The organism is Haloferax sp. Q22, from assembly GCF_001482285.1.
Taxonomy (GTDB): domain Archaea; phylum Halobacteriota; class Halobacteria; order Halobacteriales; family Haloferacaceae; genus Haloferax.
In genome coordinates this window covers 1-21,779 of the sequence record NZ_LOEP01000055.1, presented here as the reverse complement: position 1 = coordinate 21,779, position 21,779 = coordinate 1, and the positions used below count along the sequence as shown (strand labels likewise).

At 55.9% G+C, this 21,779-nt stretch carries 22 protein-coding genes; 8 read left to right on the top strand and 14 right to left on the bottom strand.

The features are described from left to right. Positions 1-128 precede the first annotated feature (128 nt). Complete coding sequence (locus tag AM590_RS18640; protein ID WP_058828783.1) at positions 129-806, bottom strand: IS6 family transposase; 678 nt, start codon at positions 804-806, stop codon at positions 129-131. Between the two features lie 343 nt (positions 807-1,149). On the opposite strand from AM590_RS18640, the gene AM590_RS18635 reads away from it, so the two are divergent. After that, positions 1,150-2,454: a dicarboxylate/amino acid:cation symporter gene (locus AM590_RS18635; protein ID WP_058828782.1), complete on the top strand. Its 1,305-nt coding sequence runs from the start codon at positions 1,150-1,152 to the stop codon at positions 2,452-2,454. A gap of 217 nt (positions 2,455-2,671) precedes the next feature. Here AM590_RS18635 and AM590_RS18630 read toward each other — a convergent pair whose 3' ends face one another. Next, the gene (locus AM590_RS18630) at positions 2,672-4,039 is read right to left on the bottom strand and encodes a hypothetical protein (protein WP_058828781.1); all 1,368 of its coding nucleotides are present in this window, start codon (positions 4,037-4,039) and stop codon (positions 2,672-2,674) included. Positions 4,040-4,241: 202 nt separating this feature from the next. Beyond that, complete coding sequence (locus AM590_RS18625; RefSeq protein ID WP_058828780.1) at positions 4,242-4,709, bottom strand: metal-dependent transcriptional regulator; 468 nt, start codon at positions 4,707-4,709, stop codon at positions 4,242-4,244. Positions 4,710-4,967: 258 nt separating this feature from the next. On the opposite strand from AM590_RS18625, the gene AM590_RS18620 reads away from it, so the two are divergent. Both AM590_RS18620 and AM590_RS18615 read left to right on the top strand, forming a co-directional pair. After that, positions 4,968-5,201 carry a DUF2249 domain-containing protein gene (locus tag AM590_RS18620; protein ID WP_058828779.1) on the top strand — a complete coding sequence of 78 codons (234 nt, stop codon included), beginning with the start codon at positions 4,968-4,970 and terminating at the stop codon, positions 5,199-5,201. 236 nt (positions 5,202-5,437) lie between these two features. Then, entirely contained in the window at positions 5,438-6,613 is a 1,176-nt protein-coding gene (locus tag AM590_RS18615; RefSeq protein ID WP_058828778.1) for a PLP-dependent aspartate aminotransferase family protein, read from the top strand. 42 nt (positions 6,614-6,655) lie between these two features. Here AM590_RS18615 and AM590_RS18610 read toward each other — a convergent pair whose 3' ends face one another. Together AM590_RS18610 and AM590_RS18605 are read right to left on the bottom strand one after the other, a co-directional pair. Further along, positions 6,656-7,129, bottom strand: coding sequence for a redoxin domain-containing protein (locus AM590_RS18610; protein ID WP_058828777.1), 474 nt, complete (start codon positions 7,127-7,129; stop codon positions 6,656-6,658). Between the two features lie 56 nt (positions 7,130-7,185). Further along, entirely contained in the window at positions 7,186-8,370 is a 1,185-nt protein-coding gene (locus AM590_RS18605) for a tellurite resistance/C4-dicarboxylate transporter family protein (RefSeq protein WP_058828776.1), read from the bottom strand. 251 nt (positions 8,371-8,621) lie between these two features. Here AM590_RS18605 and AM590_RS18600 point away from each other — a divergent pair, with 251 nt between their 5' ends. Further along, positions 8,622-8,948: a CGCGG family rSAM-modified RiPP protein gene (locus AM590_RS18600; protein ID WP_058828775.1), complete on the top strand. Its 327-nt coding sequence runs from the start codon at positions 8,622-8,624 to the stop codon at positions 8,946-8,948. Beyond that, positions 8,948-9,826 (top strand): succinate dehydrogenase/fumarate reductase iron-sulfur subunit, encoded by an 879-nt coding sequence (locus tag AM590_RS18595; RefSeq protein ID WP_058828774.1) that lies wholly within the window; start codon positions 8,948-8,950, stop codon positions 9,824-9,826. The genes AM590_RS18600 and AM590_RS18595 overlap by 1 nt, the downstream gene beginning before the upstream one ends. Positions 9,827-9,943: 117 nt before the next feature. On the opposite strand, the gene AM590_RS18590 is transcribed toward AM590_RS18595, so the two are convergent. The 4 genes from AM590_RS18590 to AM590_RS20650 all read right to left on the bottom strand — a co-directional run bounded on the left by AM590_RS18590 (position 9,944) and on the right by AM590_RS20650 (position 12,375). Next, positions 9,944-10,249 (bottom strand): cupin domain-containing protein, encoded by a 306-nt coding sequence (locus AM590_RS18590; protein ID WP_058828773.1) that lies wholly within the window; start codon positions 10,247-10,249, stop codon positions 9,944-9,946. A gap of 135 nt (positions 10,250-10,384) precedes the next feature. After that, on the bottom strand, positions 10,385-11,659 hold the full coding sequence (locus AM590_RS18585; RefSeq protein ID WP_058828772.1) for an RNA-guided endonuclease TnpB family protein: 1,275 nt from the start codon (positions 11,657-11,659) through the stop codon (positions 10,385-10,387). Then, complete coding sequence (gene tnpA, locus AM590_RS18580) at positions 11,656-12,087, bottom strand: IS200/IS605 family transposase (protein ID WP_004967700.1); 432 nt, start codon at positions 12,085-12,087, stop codon at positions 11,656-11,658. The genes AM590_RS18585 and tnpA overlap by 4 nt, the downstream gene beginning before the upstream one ends. Before the next feature lie 51 nt (positions 12,088-12,138). Further along, the gene (locus AM590_RS20650) at positions 12,139-12,375 is read right to left on the bottom strand and encodes a hypothetical protein (protein WP_004967699.1); all 237 of its coding nucleotides are present in this window, start codon (positions 12,373-12,375) and stop codon (positions 12,139-12,141) included. 113 nt (positions 12,376-12,488) lie between these two features. On the opposite strand from AM590_RS20650, the gene AM590_RS18575 reads away from it, so the two are divergent. After that, positions 12,489-13,067: a cyclodeaminase/cyclohydrolase family protein gene (locus tag AM590_RS18575; protein ID WP_058828771.1), complete on the top strand. Its 579-nt coding sequence runs from the start codon at positions 12,489-12,491 to the stop codon at positions 13,065-13,067. Between the two features lie 299 nt (positions 13,068-13,366). On the opposite strand, the gene AM590_RS18570 is transcribed toward AM590_RS18575, so the two are convergent. Beyond that, positions 13,367-14,425, bottom strand: a complete 1,059-nt coding sequence (locus tag AM590_RS18570) for a DUF2249 domain-containing protein (protein ID WP_058828770.1) — start codon at positions 14,423-14,425, stop codon at positions 13,367-13,369. Between the two features lie 114 nt (positions 14,426-14,539). Here AM590_RS18570 and AM590_RS18565 point away from each other — a divergent pair, with 114 nt between their 5' ends. Further along, a complete protein-coding gene (locus tag AM590_RS18565) occupies positions 14,540-16,330 on the top strand; it encodes a ribosome biogenesis/translation initiation ATPase RLI (RefSeq protein WP_058828769.1) in 1,791 nt (596 codons plus the stop codon). A 273-nt stretch (positions 16,331-16,603) separates the two neighbouring features. On the opposite strand, the gene AM590_RS20190 is transcribed toward AM590_RS18565, so the two are convergent. Both AM590_RS20190 and AM590_RS18560 read right to left on the bottom strand, forming a co-directional pair. After that, the gene (locus tag AM590_RS20190) at positions 16,604-16,888 is read right to left on the bottom strand and encodes a sulfurtransferase TusA family protein (RefSeq protein ID WP_082677781.1); all 285 of its coding nucleotides are present in this window, start codon (positions 16,886-16,888) and stop codon (positions 16,604-16,606) included. After that, complete coding sequence (locus AM590_RS18560) at positions 16,881-17,897, bottom strand: hypothetical protein (RefSeq protein WP_058828768.1); 1,017 nt, start codon at positions 17,895-17,897, stop codon at positions 16,881-16,883. The genes AM590_RS20190 and AM590_RS18560 overlap by 8 nt, the downstream gene beginning before the upstream one ends. A 317-nt stretch (positions 17,898-18,214) precedes the next feature. Here AM590_RS18560 and AM590_RS20185 point away from each other — a divergent pair, with 317 nt between their 5' ends. Continuing rightward, on the top strand, positions 18,215-19,099 hold the full coding sequence (locus AM590_RS20185) for a hypothetical protein (RefSeq protein WP_082677780.1): 885 nt from the start codon (positions 18,215-18,217) through the stop codon (positions 19,097-19,099). A gap of 81 nt (positions 19,100-19,180) precedes the next feature. On the opposite strand, the gene ddh is transcribed toward AM590_RS20185, so the two are convergent. Continuing rightward, positions 19,181-20,110 (bottom strand): D-2-hydroxyacid dehydrogenase, encoded by a 930-nt coding sequence (ddh, locus tag AM590_RS18555; RefSeq protein WP_004967692.1) that lies wholly within the window; start codon positions 20,108-20,110, stop codon positions 19,181-19,183. A gap of 572 nt (positions 20,111-20,682) precedes the next feature. Next, positions 20,683-21,540 (bottom strand): IclR family transcriptional regulator, encoded by an 858-nt coding sequence (locus AM590_RS18550; RefSeq protein WP_083899922.1) that lies wholly within the window; start codon positions 21,538-21,540, stop codon positions 20,683-20,685. Between the last annotated feature and the right edge of the window lie 239 nt (positions 21,541-21,779).

The window sequence follows — 21,779 nt, the reverse complement described above, 5'->3', positions numbered from 1 at the left end:
AGATTTGTGTCATAGGCAACCGAATCTCTCCGCTTCAACTCCTTTGATTTAGCGACCCATCCCGACGCTGTCTAGTGATTCAACACAGCCTTCTGAAACGTTCAAACTGGCGGCCGGTGAGGCACTGTCTAGTTAGTGACCTCCTCAACCGGCGTTCGTCCGTCGAGCGCTTGATGCGGTCTTTGAAAGTTGTAGTATTGCACAAATTGTATGAACCACTCGCGGACGCTTCCGTGACTGCCCACCCACGAATTATGGAAGCGGTCGACTCGCATTTTGAGAGTGTGAAACCATTTTTCGACGAGGTTTCGCTCGACGTAGTCAAGCCGACCGCTCAATCCTAATCGAGAGAGGGCAGTTTGATAGCCGTAGCCATCAACGAGAAACACAGCGTCTGAGAGATCGTGTTTCTCCGAGAGTCGATGGAGAAACGCAGCAGCCGGATCGGTACCATGTCGTCCAAACAATTCGACGTCAAGAATTAGCTTTGTTTCGATGTCTATTGCAGCGTACAACCAAGACCATTCGCCATTTATCTTGACAGCGGTCTCGTCGACCGCAACCCGCTTCGGCTTCGCCTCAGGCGGGTTGTGACCGCTGTCAGCCAGTCGATGTACCCATTGCCAAACAGCTTGATGAGACCGTTCAACGCCGAGTAATCGAAGAATTTCTTTTGTCTCTCTAAGCGAACAACCGGTCGCGTGGAGCTGGACGGCGAACACCCTGACGGGTGTCGCCGTCCGCTCACGCTCCCAAGTTTCTTCTAAATCCGTCTCAAAGCACTCGCTGAGCAGGTCTGCGAGCATCTTGACCAACTAACTCAACGACCTGCTCGTTCCTCAAACTGGCTTAACTAGACAGTGCCGCCGGTGACAATACATAGTCAAAAAGACAAGAGGCCAGTCAACTGTCGCTGGAAACGAGAAAAAATTACCGCCGGCTACTGCCGGTAGGGGACTATTTTCTTGTGAATACTCGTGGTTCTGCTGCTTTTTCAAGTAGTTGTTTGAATTGTCTGCCCCAATTAACTACTAACTCCAACAAAAACTCGTACCCAATTGCTATCTAAGAAAGAGCGAGATATCACAGACACCTGCATGAACGGACGTTACGAACGCATCTTTAGGTTTCCAATAGGTTCCGTACAATATGGTAAATCTCGGAACCAGATTGTGGCATCGGTATCGTTCAATTCCACTCATTTGGCGAATCTTCACCGCTTTTATATTAGGATCAGTAGCTGGCATCACGTTCGGCGACCGAATGACCGTCGTAAGGCCGTTGGGGGACCTTTTCCTTCGACTGCTCAACATGCTCGTCATCCCTATCATCGTTTTCACACTCCTCACCGGCATTCGGCAACTATCGCCGGCAAAGCTCGGAAAGATTGGGGGGACGACAGTCGGGCTATACGCTATAACAACGACTATTGCAGGAGGTATTGGCCTTGTAGTTGCGAATGTACTCCAACCCGGACGGGGACTCGATCTCGTCGGCGGTGAAGCTCAATCGCAAGCACCGCCATCGTTGATGGACGTAATTCTCGGTATCGTGCCAAGCAACCCCGTATCGGCGCTTGCAGATGGTAATTTGCTTGCGACGGTGTTCTTCGTCATCGTGTTCGGTATCGCCCTGACCTACGTTCGAGACCAACAAGAACAACTTGCAGAGGGTGTCGACTCGGTGTTTGAAGCGTTCGAGATTGGCACAGAAGCAATGTTCGTGGTCGTTCGAGGTGTCCTCGAGTTCGGCGTACTTGGTGTCTTCGCGTTGATGGCTTCTGGAATTGGTGCCGAAGGCATTGGGGTGTTCTCGTCGCTGGGTGAACTCGTATTGGCAGTCGCCATTGCAATCGTCATCCATATCGTCTTCACCTATCTCGTCTTCTTGATGTGGTTGGTCGCCGACGTGTCCCCGATTGCATTCCTGAGTGGTGCGAAAGACGCGATGGTAACTGCCTTCGCCACTCGTTCGTCCAGCGGGACGCTTCCAGTCACGATGCGGAACGCGGACGAAGATCTGCGTATCTCCGAACGAGTCTATTCGTTCACACTTCCAGTCGGTGCAACTGCAAACATGGACGGTGCTGCTATTCGGCAAGCGATCACCGTTATGTTCGCTGCGAACGTCGTCGGGCAACCACTCGCACTTACCGAACAGGCTTTCGTCTTGATCGTAGCCGTTCTCGTCAGTATTGGGACTGCTGGCGTTCCAGGTGCTGGGATCGTCATGCTCACCGTAATTCTCACACAGGTCGGGCTCCCACTAGCGGTTGTTGGGTTCGTCGCCGGAGTCGACCCGATACTCGGGCGGGTTGCGACGATGAACAACGTCACTGGTGATCTGGCTGTTTCGACTGTCGTCGGGAAATGGAACGATGAGCTCGATCTCCAGAACGGTGTCTGGTCGCGAGACACGTGGAAGGCTACGAATCTCGTCCCCAGTGACGATTAACGACGGTCAGTCGTAGTCACCAACCACCGCAGCTCACACTCTCGGAAATACAGAGTATAAGCGGATCCCCGAATATGTTCTAGGAAATTTGAAAGAATTATATTAACCTTTCCATTACAGGGGTATGTCTGTCATAATTGAGTACAGTTCAACGAGCGTAAGCGGCCGCTCAGCGTTCGGTTCGGATACTAAATGCCCGTCAACTGACGCGAAGTGGTCATTTTTGAGTATTCTGATGCCTGTTGATAGACTCTTCCTCCGGTTTCTCCGCAATTTTTGGGATAATGAGTTCCACAATCGAATGTGGACTATGGTCTCGGATGACCAGAAGCATACTCGTGATGAAAATCAGGAACCCGCTCACGACGAGTACACCGCCGGTGACCGTCACGAACCACGGAAGTGAGACCCACTCTGAAGCGACGAGTACACCACTCCCCAAGAGAACGAGTACAAAATCAATTGCTGCGAGTCGGTCGCTGTAGAGGTCGTCGATCATCGGGACGTCCTCGAGACCGAGCAGGTCGCTGTAGCGATGCACCCAGATAATGAACGGGACGATATGATACAGAGTGCCGAGGACGACGAAGCCGATAACTCCCAAGAAGAGTAGGTGGACGAGCTCCGGAGAACCGAACAGCGTGCGAGGTGATATGGGGTCTCGAATCCACTTGAGAAAAGCGAGAACGGACCAGATAGCCATTGCACCGGCTACGATAGCATAACGCCTGAGCATCGGGGTCGGGTCGACACTCGTCTCGTAGAGCCGACGCGCGAGGATGATACTGAACGAGAAGAGACCAGCAACCACGAGTAGTGACCCGACCCGTCCAACGAAGGTGTGTTCGAACAACCGACCCGTCGCTAATACAACCACCCCGAGCGGATATCCGACCTCCTCGACGCGTCGGAGCGAGTGGTCGATTCCATGGAGGTCTGATTGAGTAAACATCGTCCCCAACTGATACAGCGCACCGAGAACAGTGATTAATACCGCTCCAAATACTGCGAGTGTCGCATGACTCATTCGGAGAGACCCTTGTGTGAATGGGGAGTTCGCATACAGCGGATGCGTGTACGAGATCGCAAGAACGACGCCGAGGAACGTCACGAGCACGAAGAATCCGAGCGCCATCGCGAAGTGCCGTTCCGTGACGTCCCACGGGCGAACCCCTCCCAGTGTTCGGGCGAGGTTGTAGACGAACACCCAGAAGCCAGCGAGCATAGTCCCGCCAAAAAGCGGGAGCCAACCGTACTGACCGAGCAGTAACGAAGTACCGAAGCCGATAAGTCCGGCTACGAGCAGCCAGAGTTGAACGGTCGATAACCGCTCCGAGTGGAGCGACGTCCCCGACCAGACCGGAACGAACTGCGTCATCGCACCCATAATCGTCACACAGACCCACCCGACAAGTGAGAGGTGGACGTGAGTTAACGTCGGTTGTCCGGGGAGCACATCCACCAGTACGAGCGTACCAATGACTCCGCCCAGTAGTAGGAACCCCAGACCGATAACGAAGTGACGGAGAGGAACCGTCATCGGCGGTTGTTTGTTCGTCTCTACGTTCGCTGGAATCGCACCCATGCCATTACGTTCCGAGCGGGACCACTGTCGGTGTATCTCCGAATATATTCACTTCGACGTTGATTCACAACATGTTGGCTATCTCTCCTTGATTCAGGTAGTTGAGGGCAGACAGCTCCATTGGTATCGACCAACGACTAAATTCGCTAAGCGCGGCCGTAACACCGCCGAAGGCCTTCTCGATATTCGTTCGTGCGCTCCACTACACCAGACAGGCAGCATCGGACCGTCCGGATTCAGGACAGGTTTCGAGACACGGTGTGTTCACCCGTTCCCGAAGGCGATACACGCCCTTCTCTGGAAGCGTGAATCCGATGTCGAACGCCGTGTGGTCTTCGAGGGTCGTGTCTAAGACCGAGTCGAAAAAGCTGGTGACGACACAGAACCGCCACGCGACGCGTGATGCGAGTTCTTCGCCGTTGTCCGTGAGCCGAACACCCCGGTACTTCTCGTAGTCGACGAACCCTCGCTCGTCGAGCTTGGCGAGCATCTCTGTCACGCTGGCGGGTGTGACGTCCAGATATTTTCGGATTTCACCGGTCGTGACGCGTTCTGCTGACCCCGTCGACAGCACCGAAATCGCGAAGAGGTAACGTGCATTCGACCGTTCGACCTCAGAGAGGCCGGGGAAGTGACTCGTGGCCGACCCTGTTGGATAGTCCGACGCCATACATCACGGTCCACCATAGCCAAAGTAAAGCTTGCCGCCGAACCTCTTCGCATCAAAATTGAAAACAACCATCGGGTATCAGAGGAGGCGGACTTTTGAAAACCCCCGTGAGGTTGGTTTTTGGAAATCAGTATCGAGTTTGCATTGGAACTCACTGAAGTACATACGCCGTCGTCGTAACTATCCGTAGTCGTTTGCCGGCTTCCGAATATCTTCGCAATAACGATTTCGCTGAAAGGCTATCACGGTACCAACGTAATGGCCAAACAGCAACTCAACCTGCGCAAAATTCCGCCACCACAACGGCATCCGAAGATATTCGATGCGTTCGAGAAATTAGAGAGCGGTGAAGCCCTGACACTCATCAACGACCACGCTCCAACACCTCTGTATCACCAGATGGCCGCTGAAGTCGAATCGTTCGATGCCGAAGGATACACCGTTGACCGTGTCGGACCGCGCGAGTTCATCGCAACGCTCCCAAAAAAGTAATCTGAGTGTTCAGCAGAGTTTTTGGTAGAGTGACCCGCGACCGTACCGACAACAACGCTCTCCGTGATAACGAGACGCAAGGTACCTCAGGCTACTTGACCCGAGGCGGTGTACGCGACCGATTCGGTTAGTTAATCTCACAGATTTCAAAAAACGACTGGTGTTCACGCTCGAATCCGGGACACGTCAATCTCGGTTCGTTTTTGGGTGCGCGACCTGAGGGTCTGAATACTCGTATGAACGATTCGAATTACCACCTCGAAACGCTGGCCACCCGTTTCGATCGGACCGACGCCGGTGTCAACGACGCAGGTGACGTCGTCCCGCCGATACACCTCTCGACTACTCACGAGATGCACAGCCCTGGTGAATCAGAGCATGGATACAAATACACCCGATTCGGAAACCCCACACGAGATGTCCTCGAAGAGAGGCTCACCGAACTCTGCGGTGCCGAACGCGCCGTCACCTGTGCTTCCGGAACCGCTGCGATTGCTGCGACCTGTCTATCGGTCGTCGAAGCGGGCGACCACGTCGTCGCCTTCGAGGGTATCTACGGTGGCACGCGCTTGCTCTTCGAAGATTTGCTCGTCGATTCGCTGGGCGCAACCGTCAAGTACGTCGACGCGACCGACGTAGACGCTGTCGACGCAGCAGTTACCGACGAAACGGCTCTCGTCTGGATGGAGACACCGACGAACCCGTTGCTCCGACTCTGTGACCTCGCAGCCGTGGGAGAGATTGCGACGGCGGTCGACGCGACGTACGTCGTCGACAATACGTTCGCCACGCCGTACTTCCAGCGACCGCTCGAACGTGGGGCCGACATCGTCGTCCACAGTACGACGAAGTACCTGAACGGACACAGTGACTCGATGGGCGGAGCCGTTCTGACCGACGACCATTCTCTGGCCGACGCCGTAAAACACACCCAGTCGTACGTACTCGGCGGCACGCTCGGTCCGTTCGATTCGTATCTCACGCTCCGGGGTCTCCGGACGTTTCCGCTCCGGATGGACCGCCACGAGACCAACGCCGGCGAGCTCGCACGATACCTCGACGACCACCTGTCGGTAGCCCACGTCAACTATCCCGGATTGCAACATCATCCACAGCACCACCTCGCTCGTGAGCAGATGGACGGATTCGGCGGAATCGTCTCCTTCGAACTGGACGCGACCGCGGCGGAAACACGGGCCGTTCTCGAAGCGCTCGACGTATTCACTCTCGCAGTGAGTCTCGGAGGGACCGAATCACTCGTCGACCACCCTGCCACGATGTCCGCGTCCTACCTCACAGATACCGAACGGGAGGCTGCCGGAATTTCGGATTCGCTCGTCCGGCTCGCCGTCGGCGTCGAACACGTAGACGACCTACTCACCGACCTCGGTCAGGCCCTCGAGAACTTGTAGCTGTCAGTGGAACTCAGGACTTTCGTTGCTTGCAGCCGAAAACTACGTGGCTTTGACCGCCTCGAGTAGTTCGTCGTAGTCGGGTTGGTTCGTCGGGTCGTCGGCAACCCAGTTGTAGGTGACTGTCCCGTCTTCGTCGATGACGAACACCGCCCGATTCGCGACGTCGTAAAGCCCGAGGGGCTCGATGTCGATTCCGATATCGTATGCCTGGATAGCGTCGCCGGCCATATCGCTGACGAGGTCGAATTCGATTTCGTGTTCCTCGCGGAACGCGCCCTGGGTGAACGGCGAGTCAGCACTCACGCCGAAGACGGTTGCCCCAGCATCCTCGAACTCGCTGATTCGCTCTTGGAGAGCGACCATCTCGTTCGTACAGGGAGGAGTGAACGCGCCGGGGAAAAAGGCCAAGACGACTGGACCGGAACCGACGTGCTCGTCGATGTCGAACGATTCGTGGTCACTGGTACCGAGCGTGGCAGTGAAGTTCGGTGCGTTGTCACCGTTGGATATCATCACGACTATGTTCGACTCACTTACAGAAAAAGCGTCCCCCGAACATCACCGAAGAATCATGCCGATTCCGGAGTCGTCGACGACGAGCGTTCGCCTCGAAGTACCCGCACGACGGTACGTACCATTCCAACGAACGTCAGGGTCCACACTCCAAGCGCGAACCAGCCCCAATACGCTGGGACGACCGAGAGCAGGCCGAATGTACTAATTCCGGCGAGGTTTAGCGTACAGGCGGTGTACATACCCATCGGGAACACACGACCCCACGCGGTCGGTGCATAAGTGTGGAGCTGTCGGCCAAACCCGAGCCGAGACCATGGAACGACGACGACCCACGTCGGCACTCGCGTGCCGATATCGACGGTGAGGAATTTCCAGACGTCGAGAATCAACAGTAATGGAATCCACCACGAGGCAATCGCCCATGCGAGAAACGTCACACCGACGATTACAGGTGCGTACTGCGCCCACCCAACCATCGACTCCAACATCGGCCCGAGTGTCGTCCCGGCGAGTGTCGTGATAGCCGCTGCGCCCATTGTGATCCAGTACGGTCCAGTCCAGTCGTCAGGACGAACCGCACCCTCGAGCAGTCGATAGGTGACGACGGTGACGATAATAAAGTAAAGGACGTATCCCGATCCAAAGTAGCTCATACTCAGCAGAACGATCGCATCGACGTTCGCTGATAACGCGTCAGCCAACAGACCTCCGAGAATCGCAAGCGACTGCATGCAAACGATTACCAACAGGAACGCACCGTCGATACGTTCGCTCACGTCTGTTTTGCCTGTCCCGATGAATTCGGTCGCAAACAGGTAGTACAACAGTAGGGGAGTGGCGACTATCATCGTTCCCCAGAGTACGGTCGCCACCCATACGGCATCGAAAAAGACCAGCAGTTGCGTGCCAACTGTATTCGTTGCAACGACGAACGTCAACGTCCCCCAGTGACGCTCTCGATGTCGCAAGTCTGCCAACATACGGTCAGGGAACGCTGCCAGTCGCACCGCGAACAGAGTGAGGAGCAGCCCGTAACAACCAATCGTTAAAATCGCCAACGACTGTGCGACTGCCGCGACGTCTAGCTCTCGGAACGCAATCGAGACGATTCCAGTGGACATAACGAACCCAAAGTACGCCGGATCAAGCGTTTCAACCGCGTTACCGATGCGGACAGCGAACGGCGCTCCGTCCTCAGTGGGACCGAGTTGGTCGTCTGTTTCAGAGGAATTAGTCATATATTGCCCTCGTAGTAGGAGATGAATCCCACCGTATCGTCCATTGGTGGTCGTTCCGACCATAAGTGAGTACCGTTGCGCAGAGAGTCAGCCGTGATAGCGTCATCCGCATCCGGTCACTCTTCAGCGTTGTGATATCCGGCGTTTTGTGATACGTGTCCAGACTCACTCGGGTCGAAGTCGAACGAGGCTGACTGTCTGGAACCGGTTCCACCCAATCTATTATCCGAGTGGCTTTCCTACACATAGTTATGGCGAGCCATTCTCACGACCACGATCACGATCACGGTGAGACCGAACCGGTCACGGACCGCACACACGACAACTCGTGGTCCGCGAACCTCGAAAAACCGCAGTACGCAGACGACCAGTCGTTGTTAGTGCGGCACGCAATCGAAGCTATCGAACACACGACCAGCGGCCACCACGTCAACCTCGTCACGCACGAATCACACGGCCATCCCGAGTCGTACCTCTACGACGCACTCGCCACGGAGTTCGGTGATTCGGGTGTTCGATGGGAGTACGTCGAGCAATGCGGTTGTGGGGGCTACGTCGTCCGCGCCCACGTCGAATAATGAAACCCACGGGCTCTCACGGGGCATCAACCCCGACGAGCGAGTCAGATGACGAGATTACGCCCCAGCAGCGACGACTCGCACGGAAGCAAGAACGGGGAGAGGCTGCTCGGTCGCAAGCAGTAACCGACGCGTCTGCTGGATCAGACGCCGAAACGGCCCACCTCAAGGTGTTCCGGTACGACCCCGACGTCGAGAGCAAACGGGAACCCCGGTTCGACGACTTCTACGTCCCGTACAAACGGGGCATGACCGTCCTTGACGCACTCATCTACGCACGCGACGAGTTCGACTCGTCGCTGACCTTCCGTCACTCCTGCCGCATGGCCGTGTGCGGCAGCGACGGCTTCTTCATCAACGGACGACAGCGGTTGGGTTGTCAGACGCAGATATCGGGCCTCGACGAGCCGATTCGTGTCGAACCGCTCCCCCACCAGCCAGTGATCAAGGACCTGGTCGTCGACATGGACCACTTCTACGAGCGAATAGAGGAAGTCGAACCGTACTTCCAGCCCGACGAACTTCCCGAAGACGACCTCGAAGAACAGCGGCAATCGCCCGAGAACCGTGAGAAAATCAAGATGGCTTCCCGCTGCATTCAGTGTGGTTGTTGTACCTCGTCGTGTAACCCCGCTCAGACCGACGACGAGTACATCGGGCCTGCGGCTATCGTCAAGGGATATCGATTTCACTTCGACGAACGGGAGGGAAAAGACATCAAAGAGCACCGACTGGAACTTCTCGATATGGAACACGGCGTCTGGCAGTGCCACACGCAGTTTTCCTGTACGACCGTCTGTCCAAAGGACATCCCCATCACCGAGGAAATTCAGGAGCTAAAGCGCGAGTCGGTGAAGCGAGACCTCAAATTCCGGTGACCTCGTCTGTGGGATACCGTCGTCGAGACCGGGTCACGGAACCACTCTCTCCTCGATAAAGAGACGAGCGCATCCCTCGGTCTTTAGGCGCGAGAAGAGGTTAATCAGGTAGTTCGTTTAGTCCTCAGTATCCCGTGCCAGAACGATCAACGCGGTACTGTCCTCTACTGCCCGAGGTGAGATGTCCTGAGCCCCATCGAACCGGGCAACGTCACCAGTGTTCACGCTGTACGTTTCGTCACCCAGTTGTAACTCGAGCGCTCCCTCGACGAGGTAAAGCACGATGTCGCGCCCGGGATGTGTATGCGGTGCGACCTCCTCCCCCGCAGATAGTGTGAGACGGATCGTTTTCGGCTCCTCATCTGGGAAAACGTTCGCGTGAGGCTGTCCCTCCAGGTCGTCGAGTGTATGAATCGTTGTCATGAATCTCGTGGTTGTGGGTCGAATTGGTCGGTTTGGAGTCCAGTTCGTACTGGTTCGTGTTCGATATCATTCGGTGGCGGCGCATTGACATCCTCCCCGCGCTAAAGCGCGAGGATTCCTCCGTTGGGGGTTCGGCTACCGACCCACGGAGGCAACTTGCGGGTTCGTGCGCACTTCTTTGGGACTTTCGTGAGGGTATGGTCTCCCCGACCAGTCGTGGTCGTCCCACTCGAATCGCACGGGCCGTGCCATCGGCCTGATTTCGCAATTGCTGTTTTCCCGAAGGAACGTCTCTGACGCCGTGAGGTCGGCGTGCCCCTCGAAGCCACATGGACACGTCAGCGTATCCTCGTGGCGAACCGTCTTCTCGTAGTCGCCACACTCGGGACACGTCTGACTCGTCCACGCTTCCGACTCGGCTTCGAGGCTGATGCCGTACTCCTCACAGACGCACGCGAGACGGTGGATGAACTTCTTGAACGCCCAGAAGTTGTGCGTCTTCTCGTTCACCCTGACCGACCAGTGCGTTTCCAGCACGTCTGTCAGGTCGCCCACGTACACCGTCGCCACGCTCTCGTCGTACAGCCGTTCAACGAGGTCGCGCACCAGCGCGTTCTGTGCATGGTCACGACGCTTCGTCCGCTGTCGGTACAGCCGTCGAATCCGATTCGAGGAGTAGCGACCCTCTCGGAGTTTCGACTGTAGGCGGGCGATTTCGTCTGTCGTCTCGCGGAACCGTCCGAACAACTCACGACCGTCGTAGAGGTACTGGTTCCCAGTAGTCGTGGAACACGCGACGAGATTGTTCGCTCCAACGTCGAGGGCGGCTTCTTCCGAAGCCAGTGGTGAATCCAGTCGAGAATCAGGTACGGTGACTGGTTGAAAAGCCCTGAACGTGTCGCTAACCTCGTCGTACTCAAGTTCCAGACGACCCTGTTTGCCGTCCCACTTCGGGTTGCCTCGGACTTCGAGGCGGAGTCGTTCGTGGTAGCCGAGTCCGTATTCGTCTTTCAGTTCTTGCCCGACGGGGATTTCGAGACGGCTACGTTTCCCCCACTCAATCGTGTACTGGTTGCATCGGATGTAGGTACGGAGTTCGCGTCCGTCCTCCTCGTTGCCCCAGTACGACGGTGGGTTGGCGTACTCGCCTTTCTCCTTGAGGGCGAAGAACGACCGCCACGCTTCACTGTTCTTGCGCGTGACCTGTTGGACAGTCGCGCTTCCGACGACACCGTTGTAGCGTCCTCGGTACTCGGAAGTGTCCCACACGTCGCCGTCACCGAAGTAGTTCTGACGACGTTCGTAGGTCAGTTCGTTCCACAGAGAAGCGGATGCATCGAGTAGCCGTAGGAGGCACTCTTTGTCGTTCTCGGTCTGTGGCACGACCTCGAAGGTGTTGACGCGCTTCATGCGTCGCCACCCTCCTGTTCAGCGATGTAGCGTTCGACAGCGCCCTTCGAGGCACTACCCGCCGTACCGACGTAGTACGAACGAGTCCACTTCACGCGGTCGTCGTACCGCTGGTTGTACTTGCGGGCGGAGATGCCCTTCACCCAGTTGACGATGAGCGACGGGGCGTTCTTTGGTGGACTCCCGATGAACAGGTGTACGTGGTCGGGCATGACCTCGGACTCGGCCAGTTCGAGGCCCTTGTCCTCACAGATTTCCGCGAAGATGGATTCGAGACGTTCCTTCGTCTTCCCCGTCAGGTGCGAACGCCGATACTGAGCGGAACTCTGTTCCGCGAGGTCAGCGGAATCTTCGATTCCGCCAGATTTCGGCACGAACACTATGTGGTAGTAGAGTTCGTATTTCGCGTGACGGGTACTCTTCACCATCTATGCATACTATCACGGTCGGACAGCTTAAAGATTGCGTTGGAACCCCGTCTATGCCATCGTCGGCGGTTGAATACTGTTGGTCGGATTCATCCCCTCCCTGAAGGGCGAGGCTTTCGCCTCGAATTTTTCGTAAACGGCTACGTCACTCGAAGGGCCGTGAACGGGGACGAATTGTCCGGGTCCGAAGTATCCGCAACCGGTCTTCGTCCAGTCGTTCCGGAAGACTTCGAAGGTTGGGAATCGCTCGTCGTACTCTTGCTCTGTGTCGAAATTGGTCGCAGTCACACTGTTCCCTCCGTTCGACAGATGTCACACCCGATCGACCAGACGGCTATGATTTCAGCCGCCGAATACCGTCTCGAGACAACAGATAACATTGCGGGCTACGATTCACTGGCATGGGACTCGAATCACAGCCGATCGGAGTGTTTCTTTCGGAAGTCGCCTCCGAGAACGTGGCTCCCGCCGGTGGCTCGTGTGCTGCTGTCGTGGGAGCAATGGGTGCCTCGTTGTGCGAGATGGCGTGCATCCACACGGTCAACGACGAGGAGCACACCGACGGAAAACCAGACCTCGTCGACGCAGGCGAGGAACTGACCTCCCTGCGGGAGCAACTGCTGCACCTCGCTGAAGCAGATGCAGCGGTAGTAGCGGGCCTTCCCGCCGCCTTCGACGGCAATCAAACCCACGTGAAACGAGCGACTGGTATTCCGTTGGCGATTGCTGAATCGTGCCTGCACGTTCTCGAAGCGGCGATAGTAGTGACGGCAGAGGGAAAGAAAACCGTTCTTCCTGACGTCAAAAGTGGGATGTTTTTCACCGAGGCAGCGCTCCGTGCTGCTCTCTTCACCGTTCGGACAAACATCGGGTATCTCGATAATCCGTCGTTCGTCGAAAAAATGAACCAACAGACTGACGAGATCGAGGCCTCGGCAGAGAATATGTTAGACGAAATCAGGCCGAAGTTGGCGATTTAGCAAAAGTCGACCATCGTGGTCGAGCCGTCGCAAACACACGATATCTGGGAGAAAATTCGTCTCCGTCAACATCCTCCACACGACTAAAGTCGTGGACGCTCTTCTCGGGTCTTTGCAAGGACGACATCGACGGACTTGCTCGTATCTCCAACGATATGTGGTATACACACATACTCCTCGTGGAAAGTAACGTCCCGAATTCCTCCGCACCCTGTTGGACAACACGCCCTTTGTGTCCGATGTGACGACAGCAAAAAAGCAGTTACGTCCACTGTGAATATTCGCGAACGAACGCGCGGTCAGAACGGTGCTTCCGGTTCCTCGCTCGCCACGTCGCTACCGTCGCCGTCAGCCTTGCCGATTACCACTCTGAACTCCCCGTGGTCTTTCTGGCGGTACTCCCACCGGAACTCCGGTCCGGCCTCGGCCTCGAACTGGTGATACAGTGGCTTCGGGTCGTGGTCGTTGACGAGGATGAACCCCTCTCCTCTGTCGAGACCAGCGTATCGCTCGTAGATCAGTTCGTGCCGTCTGGCTGGAGGCAGGTCACGGACGTCGAGTTCCTCAGTGATGTCGACAGCCTCGTCGGTCGACGACGAAGCTCGTGGCCCGGTATCTTCTGTTGAGTTCGTATCCTTGTCCGCCTCTTCCTTCGTGACTTGCACGCGGCAGCGACCCGGTTCGTCTTCGACGATATTCCAGGTGAACGAGTCGCCGTACCGCTGGCGAAACTCCTGCTTGAGTGGCCGTGGTTCGTGGGGAGCGATCAGTTCCATCGTCCCTCCTGCAGGAATCATACCGTATCGGTGGTGGATCGTCGGGTGGCGTTCCTGCTTTGGGATTTCACGGACGTTGTATCGGGTGACGACGTCGTCATCGGTGTGCTCAGACTGAGCGGTCTTCTCGATTTTGACGCGCCAACCATCGGCTCCACGGCTCTCGTATTCCCAGTCGATTACCTCGCCGTGCATCGACCGAATCTCGTAGTACAGTGGCTTCGGGTCGTGGTCGTTGACGAGGACGAACCCCTCGTCAGGTGCCAGCTCGTCGAAGATTCCGAGGAGCGCCTCGTGTCGTCGCTGCGGTTTCAGGTCGCGAACGTCTATCGTTCCGAGTTCTCCGTCGGCTAGCGGACCGCCTACGGTCACCTGAAGTTTTCTGGGCTCTTCGTTGGGGTGTTCGTACTCCCACTTCACGGCTCGGCCACGGTCGATCTGGTACCGGACCAGATGCGTGTCTACGTCCCGGTCGGCCACGACCTCGAGTTCGTCGCCGGATTCTGCATCAGTCAATGCCTCGAACAACACCTGTCGGTACTCGTCTTCTGGCCGACCCGTCAGGGTGAGTGATGGTGACATCTCGGTAGTGTTCCTTACCCTAGGAAGTATTTGTACTCTGGTGCGAATGTCTTCGGGGCCGTATTCAATTGCGACCGGGGAGTAATTCGTTATACGAGTGCGGTCTCATCCCACATGCCACAGACCTCCAATTCACGAGATCAGACCTACGTCGCTACCATCGATCAAGACAAGGTTACCGATGAAGTGCGTAACATCGCGATCAAGTACGACCCATTGAATCGGTCGGGACACGAGGGGTTCCACATTACCGACGACGGTGAACTTCACATCGACGACTCGAAGGTGATTCCTGAGCACAAACTCATCGAAAAGAAGATTCCAAACGATGCCATCCGAATCGTTCCTCTTCCCGCTGAGACTGGAGAACTGGTCCATCAGTACGGTGGAAATGGGTTTCGGCTGTACGAGTTACCAACCTTAGAAGAAGGGTCAGTCATCGGTCTACTGGGTCGCAATGGTGTTGGAAAAACCACCGCTCTTCGGATTTTGGCGGGCGACCTAGTACCGAACTTCGGTACTTCAGGTGAAGACGATTGGGAACACGCGATTACGTCATTTCGAGGGACGGTGGTCCAAACACACCTCGAACGTCTTGCCGCCGGTGAAATCGAGACCGCATACAAAGATCAGCGCGTCGACAGACTCCCCGGGAAGGGCGGGGAAACAGTAAGAGAATTTCTGTCGTCGGTGTCAGACGTTACAGACCGATTGCTCACCGCCCTCGACGTGCGTTCGCTCCTCGACAGGTCGGTGTCCGATTTGTCAGGCGGGGAACGCCAGCGAATCGCGATTACTGCGACACTCGCTGCGGATGCGGACTTATACCTGTTCGACGAACCGTCGTCATTTCTTGATGCCAACCAACGGTTCAAAATCGCACGGGTAATTCGTGAGCACGTTCGGGAGGTAAATGCGGCCGCGCTCGTCGTCGAACACGACCTCGCGTCGCTTGACCTCCTGACTGATGGAATTCACGTACTGTACGGGGAACCCAACGGGTTCGGTGTCGTCTCCGACCGCCTGTCGACGCGCACCGGTATCAACCAGTTCCTCGACGGCTACCTGACCGAAGAAAACGTCCGTATCCGTCGCGACACCATCGAATTCCCGTCAGCGAGTGAACGGGAGCGTCAGCACACTCGGCCAGTACTCGAATACCCACCACTCAGAACAGAGTTTCCCGAATTTTTGCTGACGGTCGATGCGGGGACGATATACGCCGGCGAGTCTATCGGTGTAATCGGCGAGAACGCACTCGGTAAGACGACGTTTATCAAACTTCTCGCTGGACGTGTCGACCCCGACGAGGGGACGGTAACTGAAGACGTGACCATTTCGTACAAGCCCCAGTATATCACTCCGGACAGACAGGGAACTGTTCGCGAGCGGCTGGCTGCGGTCACGAACCTTCGGTCACAGCGATTCAAGACACAGATTCGCGACCCGTTCGATCTCGAACGGTTGTACGACCGGCCGCTCGACTCGCTCTCGGGTGGTGAATTACAACGAGTCAGTATTGCACTCTGTCTCTCGCGTGACGCAGACATGTACCTCCTCGACGAACCGTCCGCATTCCTCGACGTCGGTCGCCGTGTCTCGATAGCCGACCACATTCGCCGATACAGCGACCGGACCGACCGGCCAATCCTTGTCGTTGATCACGACCTCTTTGTCGTCGACCGGCTCGCCGACCGTCTGGTCGTTTACGAAGGCGCTCCCGGTGAACGCGGGCATGCAAACTCACCGCAGTCGATTCGGGAAGGAATGAATGCGTTTCTGTCGGCGATTGGCATTACGTTCCGTCGTGACCAGCAAACCGGTCGCCCGAGAGTCAACAATCCAGGAAGTCAACTCGACCGGGAGCAGAAGGCTAGCGGAGAATACTACTATCCCAAACGCTAAGCAGATACAACCCAGAGCAAGTTCTCGGCCAGATTCACAGTCAGTTACGGTTCAACGAATATCTCCAGTACTACTATTTTCGAAGAGCCAGTAGACAGTGCCTCCCACGGGTACCTGTAGTATTATCCGACCTTCTCAACCGAGAATGGTCCTCCATTCCGAGGACTTCCGCGAGCGGACCACGGATCCGAATGGGTTCGGCACTGGCAAGGCGCTACCAGGGGGTTTTCGTGGAGTTTTCGCTCGATACTATCGGTCGGTCGAGACTCGTTATCACTCATGGTGTATCTCCAAATAGGTCGTGTACTCTTTACGGAGGAGACGCCCGCGTTTACTCTCGATAGCGAGTAGTTCGTGCGGTGTCTGTTCCGCCAGTTGCGGATACTCCCGTTTTGCTCGTCTGTCGGTACTCTTTATTACCAACACAGCACCGTCTGGTAGGTCTTCGAGCGCACGCTGGACCTGGGCAATCCCACTCGCACAGCCACGGCCGCGGTTGTCGACGGTCATGTCCGGTTCGACGTCGGGAGCCGTATCGGAGACTGTGGATTCAGTCATCACTCGTCACTCCCGTGGGCTCACCGGTCGGCTCGCTATCTATCGAACCGTTCTCTTGCGTACTGCCCCCGCCGAGATCATCGAGTTCGCAGACGCCCTCGATTGGAGAACAGGCCCGCCACATCGGGCAGAGTTTGAAGATGACCACCAGCAGACCGATGAACCCGACCTTTGCGAGGACAGCTAACCCGACAGTGGACCCGAGATACGACGTGGCGTTCGTTCCGAGACCGTCTACAGCCTGATAGATGCCAGTCAGGAACAGTGTGGGGATGATGAAACGAACTGCCCACCGAAACCGTTCGAGTTGCTCACCTGCCGCTCGAACGACACCGAGCGTCGGTCGCTTCTGTCCCGTCGGAACGGCGACGAAGATGTTCCACACCGCGCCACCGACCCATACGGCGAACGAGAGGAGATGGAGTATACGGACGCCTGTGGCAACGAGGTCTGGGCCGCGCATCGCGACGTCAGCGACAGCCGTCGCGACGACGACTGCAAGCGCGAGTATCAATACGGCCAGCCCGACTGTACTCCGGAATTGGCGTTCGACGGCAGCGCTCCGACGCGTCGTCACGATGACGAGCGAGAGCCATACCGCCATCAACGCGGCGTATCCGAGAACCCACGTCGTTCGCCCGAACACAACCGAGTACTCCCAGAGGACAGCCGTGCCGCCGACTACGAGTACGGCGATTGCAGTGGTGGCGATACGGTCGAACCGGTCGTACATCTCGGCACAGTAGTCGGCGGCTTCGTCCCCGAGGTCAGCCGGACGAACGAAGAGGTGTTTCCAAACGAATCCACCCGTGAGGACGCCCAGCGCAACGAGATAGACCCACTTAGCCGCGACGAACAGGAGGTCTGCGGTTCCGCTGAGAGTCGTGGTGACCCACGTACCGACCAGCGAAGCAGCCAGAATAACCGCTAGCGCTATCTTTGGAAGCGTGTATCTGTCGAAGAGCGCGTCCGCCTGGTCCATAGTGACTTGGGTCTGAGATTCTGCCATGGCGACTGTGGTCTCCTCAACGAGAAATTAGGGTACCCAAAAGTAAGTTTCGTGCCGGAGATATTCGGCCGAACGTACTCGGTGGTTCGTCGGGAAAACCTCCGATATGGGCACGACATCTACCGACCGAGAGTACGACGGGGGTGTCAACTCGTCGTCAGTAGGGGGCTACCCCACCACGGAGAGGACACTCGACCCGCCATTCGATGAATTCGGGTCGCATCTCAACCAGAGCAAAGAGATGACAGCGTCCCAGACGGACCAAGAGGGTCCGGTAGGTGACTGATGAGTACACGAATCGCAGGACATCGACAGAAATGACAGAATCGACAGACAGTACTCGAACGACAGTCGAGTGGCGACGGATATCTCCCACCGATATCACCCCACCGATCGTTCGGCGGATTTCGCATCTCGAACTCAAACTCGAACACCCCGCCCTCGAGCCGAGCGGCCACAGCGACCGTTTCTTCCCTGATGCAATTCCGTACGAATCCGAGGGCACCTCGCGAGTGTTCTACTGGCGGCCGGCGTTGGCACCGTCAACCACCGACCCGATGGATTGGGAACTAGCCTGTGGGACGACTCACGAACTCGTCGGTTTCAACTCGCTTCCAGCCAGTGGGCCACCGCTCGTTACCGAAGGTGCGAGCGGAACGATACTCGTCGTCGAAGGGACGGTTGCCGGCGACGCGACGACGAGTCACGTGAGTTCGTACTCTACTCCCGACCTCTCCATCGATAGTCGGTCCGATACGGTGGTCGAACTGTCAGTAAACGGAACATCCCACACCGTCTCAGTCGGAGCGAGGCGTCGCATACGTCTCTCCGAGCAATGCATCCAACCGGTGGGGAGTGACAGTGAACCGACGACAGTTACACCGGAACTCGTCGTCCGCTATCCCGGACGTCGCGAACTGCATCATCCGGCCCGCAATGAAACGTATCGACTGTTTCCGTCTTTCGGCCTCGACCTCGACGAGATTCCGAATCCGCTCCCGGTTCCGACCACGGCTGGGGAACTCGACGATAGAGCCTTGGCGACGAAACTGGGCGTCGACCTCTCAAAACATGCCTATCCCGAACGAGTTCTCTGGCAGGCTTTCGCTCACACAGCATTCAATCTTCACACCGATGTGACCCCAGCGTTGACAACGCTAAATACGGGTCACATTGTGCTTCGGACGAGGGAGACCAGGTGACGCCGACGCTCGGGGTGTGAAAAGGTTCCGTCGGTCGGTGTGAACTCGAAGGATTCGGCTTTTTAACCGGTAAACGGGCCGTTAGACGACCCGATTGACGAGTTCTTCTCCAGCATCGATCTGGGTAAGGTTCTTTTGGACGAGATCGGTGACGTTCCGGTAGTAATCTTCGGTGAACCCCGCACAGTGCGGAGTGACGAGAACGTCCTCGGACTCCCAAAGTGGAGACTTCTCGGGGAGCGGTTCTGCCTCGAAGACGTCGAGTGCGGCCCCACCGAGCACCCCTGCATCGAGAGCATCAACGAGTGCCTCTTGGTCGACCACCGGTCCGCGAGCGACGTTGATCAAAATCGCATCGTCTCGCATTGCGGCGAACTCTTCGGTCGATATCAGGTGGTGAGTCTCGTCGACGAGCGGAACCGCGAGGACGACGAACTTCGAGTCCCGGATTGCTGTCTGGAGATCATCAGGAGTGTAGACTGTTTGGACCCCGTCGAGAGGCTCACCGGAGCGACGAACGCCGACGATGTCGAGTCCAAGCGCGGAAGCCCGGTCGGCGACACCTCGGCCGAGTGTCCCTAACCCGACGATACAACAGCGTTCTCCCGCCAGCGTATACGCCTCGTCCCATTCCGGTGGTGACCACTCTCGCTTAGTCTGCGATTTCACTCCTGGGAGCAGTCGACGAGCGAACGAGAGCATGTATCCCACGACTGTCTCGCCGACCGCAGGTCCGTGGATACCACTGCTGTTTGTGAGAACCACTCCGTGCTCGCGTAACTCGTCGAACGGAAAGCGGTCCACACCGGCCTGAATCGAGTGTATCCAGTTGACATCATCGAGATAGCTCTCGTGGTAGGCCATCGTAACGACCGCATCGTACGCTTCGAGTGAGTCGATACCGGCGTCGACGACAGCGGTATCGACCGTCTCTGCGAGAGCATCTCGCAACACCTCGGGGGGAAAGACGGTTGAGACGGATTCGTCAACCGCAATGCTAGAAACCTCCATACTCGCTTCGTTCGGTAGAGGGGGTATTCAAGACTACGGTGGACTAGGTCTTGACAACGCCTCATTCGAGATTAAATGACGTTTGTATTTGATTCTCTGTTTGACAGCTCACCGGTCTCAAGCGAACTTTCTCCGGAAACAGTGGGGTGTGAAGTTCGGATAGCAGCGGTAATTCTGAGCTCTGCTATTGGCTCAGTGGAAATTCTCAATCATGAACTTATCTTGCTTATTGTGCGGTCAATAAAGCGAGTACTCATACGGATTCTAATTATATGAATATTGATTGTTCTAACAAAGTAATTGAAATATGATAATAGAAGTCTTCCCTCTACTCAAGTAAGTCTACTCGTATTCGACTCTAATCGCGCACGGAACAGTAGAACAGTATTCTGAGATGTGCTAGGGGAGGCGATGAGGACACAGCCTATATAATTTCATGGCTGTAAACGGGACCATTGCCAAGCGTCCCGATAGAGCTTGATGTAGACTTCCTTGTCCATGTAGGCGGACATCTGAAATTAACAATCTGCTAGATAGAGTGGCAATGACAAAAATTTGACTATCAAATTCTATTAGAGTAATTTAATTTCTATGATATTCGTCTTCTCTGCGAGTATCTCCGGGAGCTCTGTTTCGTAGTACTCTCCAGAGATCCGGCTCGTCGGACCGGAAATACTTATAGCTCCAAGAACTCGGTTATCTACGTCCATAATTGGAGCACCGAGAGCGCGTATATTTGGTTGGGCCTCTTCGTCGTTAACTGCAAACCCATCCGCACGTATTTGTTCTAACTCGTCTCGGAGCGTCTCCCGGCTGGCGATAGTATGTTCGGTCAGTTTATCGAATTCAGCCGATTCAATGATTTTGTTTCTTTTATCCTGAGAGAGATTTGCGAGAATTGCCTTACCTGCTGCGCTACGGTACAGTTCTGCACGTTTACCTTCATAGAAGTAACCAGGCTCTAGTGCATCTTTACCCGAAACATTACACACCATCACGCCAGTCCCCTGCTCTTCAATCATCAGCCAGCAGTTCTCGCCAGTCTCTTGGGCTAACTCTTCAAGTGCAGTTCGTGCAGGTTCGTACACATCAAGCCATTGCCTGTTAATCTCGGAGCCAATCTCAAAGAACCGAAGGCTCGGCCGGTATAGGTGGTCGTCTTTCACAACGTACCCTCGGTCTTCGAGCGTCGCGAGATGCTTATATACCGAACTGACAGAGTAACCCAGGTGGGTTGCGACCTCGGAAACAGTTGGTTCTCGAAGTTCTCGCAACGACTCGATGATATCAATCGACTTAGCCACTGAACTCACGAGAACACCCTCAGGTCGACCCTCCCCACCGGGAGAACCCCCATCGTCTTTATCTGTTGGTTGGTTCGAGCCCATTTCGTAATAGGAAATGTCCTTTTTGTATATCAATGTGGCCATTATAGGTAACTCGGCCTGTGCCTCCTGTGAGAAACACCACACCCGCTCTTTCTACCTGGGTTACTCATTAACTATTACAATCGTACTACTGTAATTCTATATTCGTGATTTGCTCCAACTGATTTCGGTGGATGGTGATTCTAACATGATGTGAGGGTGTCATAGAAGAGTTCTCACACCGTGATCACGGTACTTCCCGGATTGTCTCCACGTTCGTAGTTGGTGATTGCGACGACGAG

Bases quoted from the DNA above. Each gene is read 5' to 3' on its own strand.
- AM590_RS18625 (WP_058828780.1), bottom strand. From the start codon at position 4,709: ATGGCGTCGGACTATCCAACAGGGTCGGCCACGAGTCACTTCCCCGGC.
- AM590_RS18630 (WP_058828781.1), bottom strand. From the start codon at position 4,039: ATGGGTGCGATTCCAGCGAACGTAGAGACGAACAAACAACCGCCGATG.
- AM590_RS20185 (WP_082677780.1), top strand. From the start codon at position 18,215: ATGACAGAATCGACAGACAGTACTCGAACGACAGTCGAGTGGCGACGG.
- AM590_RS18585 (WP_058828772.1), bottom strand. From the start codon at position 11,659: ATGAAGCGCGTCAACACCTTCGAGGTCGTGCCACAGACCGAGAACGAC.
- tnpA (WP_004967700.1), bottom strand. From the start codon at position 12,087: ATGGTGAAGAGTACCCGTCACGCGAAATACGAACTCTACTACCACATA.
- AM590_RS18640 (WP_058828783.1), bottom strand. From the start codon at position 806: ATGCTCGCAGACCTGCTCAGCGAGTGCTTTGAGACGGATTTAGAAGAA.
- AM590_RS20190 (WP_082677781.1), bottom strand. From the start codon at position 16,888: ATGACTGAATCCACAGTCTCCGATACGGCTCCCGACGTCGAACCGGAC.
- AM590_RS18600 (WP_058828775.1), top strand. From the start codon at position 8,622: ATGGCGAGCCATTCTCACGACCACGATCACGATCACGGTGAGACCGAA.
- AM590_RS18590 (WP_058828773.1), bottom strand. From the start codon at position 10,249: ATGACAACGATTCATACACTCGACGACCTGGAGGGACAGCCTCACGCG.
- AM590_RS18570 (WP_058828770.1), bottom strand. From the start codon at position 14,425: ATGTCACCATCACTCACCCTGACGGGTCGGCCAGAAGACGAGTACCGA.
- ddh (WP_004967692.1), bottom strand. From the start codon at position 20,110: ATGGAGGTTTCTAGCATTGCGGTTGACGAATCCGTCTCAACCGTCTTT.
- AM590_RS18615 (WP_058828778.1), top strand. From the start codon at position 5,438: ATGAACGATTCGAATTACCACCTCGAAACGCTGGCCACCCGTTTCGAT.
- AM590_RS18635 (WP_058828782.1), top strand. From the start codon at position 1,150: ATGGTAAATCTCGGAACCAGATTGTGGCATCGGTATCGTTCAATTCCA.
- AM590_RS18565 (WP_058828769.1), top strand. From the start codon at position 14,540: ATGCCACAGACCTCCAATTCACGAGATCAGACCTACGTCGCTACCATC.
- AM590_RS18550 (WP_083899922.1), bottom strand. From the start codon at position 21,540: ATGGCCACATTGATATACAAAAAGGACATTTCCTATTACGAAATGGGC.
- AM590_RS18560 (WP_058828768.1), bottom strand. From the start codon at position 17,897: ATGGCAGAATCTCAGACCCAAGTCACTATGGACCAGGCGGACGCGCTC.
- AM590_RS18620 (WP_058828779.1), top strand. From the start codon at position 4,968: ATGGCCAAACAGCAACTCAACCTGCGCAAAATTCCGCCACCACAACGG.
- AM590_RS18610 (WP_058828777.1), bottom strand. From the start codon at position 7,129: ATGATATCCAACGGTGACAACGCACCGAACTTCACTGCCACGCTCGGT.
- AM590_RS18575 (WP_058828771.1), top strand. From the start codon at position 12,489: ATGGGACTCGAATCACAGCCGATCGGAGTGTTTCTTTCGGAAGTCGCC.
- AM590_RS18605 (WP_058828776.1), bottom strand. From the start codon at position 8,370: ATGACTAATTCCTCTGAAACAGACGACCAACTCGGTCCCACTGAGGAC.
- AM590_RS18595 (WP_058828774.1), top strand. From the start codon at position 8,948: ATGAAACCCACGGGCTCTCACGGGGCATCAACCCCGACGAGCGAGTCA.